Consider the following 4,049-nt stretch of genomic DNA (forward strand, 5'->3'; position numbering starts at 1 on the left):
ATACTGATTGGATTAGCTATAATTATTATTGACTTGTTTATCTATTTTGTCCTTGCCTTGTTGCTGATGAACTATGATGATTTTTATGATGCAAGTAAAGGCGAATATTGGAGTTTGGAGAGTATGACCTTTTGGCAAAAAGTAAATTATATTAGTTTCAATCTTTGGTATGTAATTAACGCAGTTCTGATTGGAATTGTGATTTATCGAGTAATAAAAAGAATAAAGAAAAACGCCCTACAACAACGGGTATAGTGCATGCCCTGCGGGACACGCACCATACCCAAACCGTTAGCCACAAGCAGGATGCGTCTTGCATAAATGACACAAAACGTAAAGAGCAAATAGATAACAAAATAAGAATTATGGAAATAAACTTTAATAATGTATTAAAAGGATTGTATTCTAAGTGGAATGTAATTGTAGCTTTAATATCAATATTGGGAATGTTGATATTTAATTTCATACCTGGAGTAAGTGATAGCTATTTTAAAATATTCGTTTTTTTAGGATTAAATGCAATATTGTGGACAATAATTGAAATAAAAATCAAATTAGATGATAAAAGTCCTAAAAAAATGCAGCGCTACTCAGATATGAGAAGAGCAAGGCCATATATTCTTAAAGATTTATACAGTTCAATGGAGGAAAATAAATCAGAAGAGTTATATATTGAAATAGTTGGAGGGAGAATTAGAACGATTAGTGATATGATTAGAGAGCTAAAAACAGAAATCATTGATCGCAAACTTCACGCAAGAAATGTTAGGATAAAGATACTTACAATAAACCCAAAATTTATTAAAGGATGGGAGTTCTCAAAATCTGAAAACTCTATGAAATTTAAAAAAAGAAATGAAGGAAATGCTTCATTGATACAGCATCTGACTGAAGAGCTTATTGGTTATAATGATCTGCCAGAGTTTAAGAATAATAACCTGAAAATTGAAGTTGCTTACTATGATACATTTCCATTTTTCTATTTATATAAAATTGGCAACAAGTATCTTTATTGGGGCTTCTTTTCATGGAATCCTGTAGATGAAGATTTTGTTGGACCAGAGAACCCATGCTACTTTTTAAATAATAAAAAAGAACTGTTCAAAGACTATTTTGAAATGTTTACAAATCGTGTTCAATTTTTACTTTGCTATCGCAATCATGAAAAAACTGACAATTAAAAATTATTTGATCTTACGTTTTAAAATCTTGCCGAACTATTGGTATACGCCTACAGTTGAGGAGCAATGCAAGATTATTAAAAAGTTACACCTGTATGGTGATAGAAAAGCAAAGAAACTACTATCCCTTATGATGCAATCAGAGAATCAATACATTAAATCAATTGCTACAAATCACTTTAATATTAAAGTTTAAATTTTGAAAAAGAAAATATATCTGATTAGACATAGTGAGTCAACCAAAAATATTCAAGATGTATTTGGTGATGAGAAAGCTCATTTCGAATTAACTAGTAAAGGCAAACAAACTATTGCTCGATTAGCAGGCTATTTAAAAAAAGAGTTCAATGATCTTTCAAAAGAAACTTTATTTCTTACAAGCCCTGACTTAAGATCATTGGATACAACAAAAATTCTTACTGCATTAGTCAACTGTAATTTTGAAATTATACAAACACTAAAGCCAATTAAAGCAGGCGAACTTAGTGGGATAAGTGAAGATGAAGCAAAAGTCAAATATTCCAAACTAATGAAAAATAAGGCATTGTATAGGAAAAGAAAATTGAGCGGATATGAGATTTCATATCCAAAGGGCGAAGATGTTAGAACCTTTCAAAATAGAGTTATTAAAGATTTTAATCTCATTCTGAATAAGGATTACAATAGGTTTTTCATCATTACCCATCAATCAATTATTACAGCCATATTAAGTTATATTAAGTCAAATAACGCAAATGTTGACTTCTATTATTTCTATCAGTTAGATTTATGTGGCATTAGTTCAATTGATTGTGAAGTGGGCAGATATGACATAAAGTATACAAATCGATTATTATAAAATAGTTTTGAAATTTATATTAAATATTATTAGGATAGGTTTAAAAAAGGTTTGGCGTAATGCATTTAGAATCTATTTAAGACTTTTTTTTCATAAAGTTGGTAAAAATACAGATGTTCATCCAAGTATTGAATTTGAATCTGCAGAACAAATTACAATTCAGGCAAATTGTATAATAAAAAAGCATGTCACCATTAAAGGTAGAAGTGAAAGAAAAACAGGTGTATTCTTAGGTAAAGGGGTTTCCATTAGAGAGTTTTCTAATATTGATAGTTACGGAGGGTATGTTAAAATTCATGATTATACGGCAATTGGGCATCATAGTTTCATTGGAGGTCAAGGTGGAGTTGAAATAGGTAAATATGTTATGATTGGAGGATATTCATATATAATTTCCTCAAACCATCTGTTTGAGAAAATAAAAATACCGTTTATGCTTCAGGGAGAAAAGAAAGCCAAGATTATAATAGAAGATAACGTTTGGGTCGGAGCAAAATGTACTATCTTACCTGGTGTTAAAATTGGAAAAAATACCGTTGTGGGTGCTAGTTCAGTTGTGACAAAAAGTTTTGGGTCAAATGTTATGATTGCAGGCAATCCTGCCAAAGAAATAAAAAAAATCACGTATGATGAATGATATTAAAAAACAGTTTCAGAAAAGGGCATCCGATTATAACTCTTATACTAAATGGCTAAAAGATGAAGAGCTCTTTAGGTTATGTACACTTCCTTTAAGAGATTATCCAAACAATGCAAAATGTTTAGATATTGGAGGGGGAACAGGGTGGTTAGCTTATAAGGACTATAAAGAAAGTGGCAGAAAATGGACTGTTGTAGATATTTCTGAAGATATGGGGAATATAGTGCCTAATGAAATTGAATTTATATGCTCTAAAGCTGAAAGCATTCCTCTTCCCGATGAATCATTTGATTTTATCATTATTAGATCAGTTTTGGAATATACAGAAGTTGACAAAGTATTATTAGAGGTTAAGCGTTTATTGAAGGAAGAAGGGTATTTTGTTTTAGCACAAAAAGTAATGGATGGTTATATTACTGATATCAATTTAATTTTGAAACTAGAGCAGTTAAGAAATCCGTTAAAGAAGAACCTAGGCTTTATGTCTAATATAAATAAATCTGTATCGAAAACGAACCTTAGAATTTTAAATTCAAGGACATATACTCAAAATTATTCGATAAGCTACGATAAATGGTTAAAACGAAATGGGACTATACCTGAAGCTAATCAAAAAGAATTAGAGAATATTATTAATAATTTGGAAGTTGATGTTTCTAGTCGAACAGGGCTTAAACTAATTGATAATAATTTGCATTCAAAACTCACTTGGGGTATTATTACTTGTCACAAAAATTCTTACGTGAATCCACGTATAAACATTGTTGTTTCAATGATTGTTGAAAAAACTTTAAATGATAAAAAATACATTGTTCTACAAAAGCGAAAATATCTTTATACTGAACCACATTATTATAATGTGTGGGAACTACCGCAAGGTAAAGTTGAAAAAGATGAAACTATATTTGAAACAGCAAAGAGAGAACTTTTTGAAGAAACAGGATTAAATTTATTTGGGAGTCTATTACCCAATAGCATAGAGACTATAAATGATATTACCTTGAACCAATCTGATGTTTTAACAACTGTATTTGCCAAAGGGGGTATGAATTATCTTGGCGTTTGCGTTTTAGTTAAGGCAGAAGGAGAATTTGAGACAGGAATTCAAGATACGGAACCGCAATGGGTAGAAGTTGGATCACTTAAAAACAAATTAGAAAACGAAAGATTTTTTCCTCTGAATATTCCTATGATTAAGAAATATATAGAATATGTAGGATAAATGAGATTTTTTGATTCATAGAAAGAGCTGAGCTTTTCAGAATCTTTAATAACTGTAATAAGCTAGTGTTTGGGATAAATAATAAATAAAATCATATTTGCAATGCCAGTGGCTAACAATTAAGCATCGTTTTCAGCCCTAAGCCGTGGAGCTAAGCATTTGCTTATG

5 protein-coding genes are annotated in these 4,049 nt (G+C 30.4%); all 5 read left to right on the top strand.

Going from position 1 to position 4,049, the window contains the following annotated elements; genetic code table 11:
* On the top strand, positions 1 to 255 hold a 255-nt coding region (locus HNS38_RS20345; protein WP_216663801.1), incomplete at its 5' end, for a hypothetical protein.
* A gap of 110 nt (positions 256 to 365) precedes the next feature.
* Positions 366 to 1,181, top strand: coding sequence for a hypothetical protein (locus tag HNS38_RS19755; protein WP_172346970.1), 816 nt, complete (start codon positions 366 to 368; stop codon positions 1,179 to 1,181).
* Positions 1,182 to 1,380: 199 nt separating this feature from the next.
* Positions 1,381 to 2,019 (top strand): histidine phosphatase family protein, encoded by a 639-nt coding sequence (locus HNS38_RS19760; protein WP_172346971.1) that lies wholly within the window; start codon positions 1,381 to 1,383, stop codon positions 2,017 to 2,019.
* Positions 2,020 to 2,026: 7 nt separating this feature from the next.
* Positions 2,027 to 2,656: a DapH/DapD/GlmU-related protein gene (locus HNS38_RS21010; protein WP_172346972.1), complete on the top strand. Its 630-nt coding sequence runs from the start codon at positions 2,027 to 2,029 to the stop codon at positions 2,654 to 2,656.
* Positions 2,649 to 3,881 carry a methyltransferase domain-containing protein gene (locus HNS38_RS19770; RefSeq protein ID WP_172346973.1) on the top strand — a complete coding sequence of 411 codons (1,233 nt, stop codon included), beginning with the start codon at positions 2,649 to 2,651 and terminating at the stop codon, positions 3,879 to 3,881. Before HNS38_RS21010 ends, HNS38_RS19770 begins: the two co-directional genes overlap by 8 nt.
* Positions 3,882 to 4,049 lie beyond the last annotated feature (168 nt).

It is taken from the genome of Lentimicrobium sp. L6 (assembly GCF_013166655.1).
GTDB lineage: Bacteria > Bacteroidota > Bacteroidia > Bacteroidales > UBA12170 > UBA12170.

Excerpts from the sequence above, each read along its gene's own strand:
- HNS38_RS19755 (WP_172346970.1), top strand. The coding sequence starts at position 366 with ATGGAAATAAACTTTAATAATGTATTAAAAGGATTGTATTCTAAGTGG.
- HNS38_RS19770 (WP_172346973.1), top strand. The coding sequence starts at position 2,649 with ATGAATGATATTAAAAAACAGTTTCAGAAAAGGGCATCCGATTATAAC.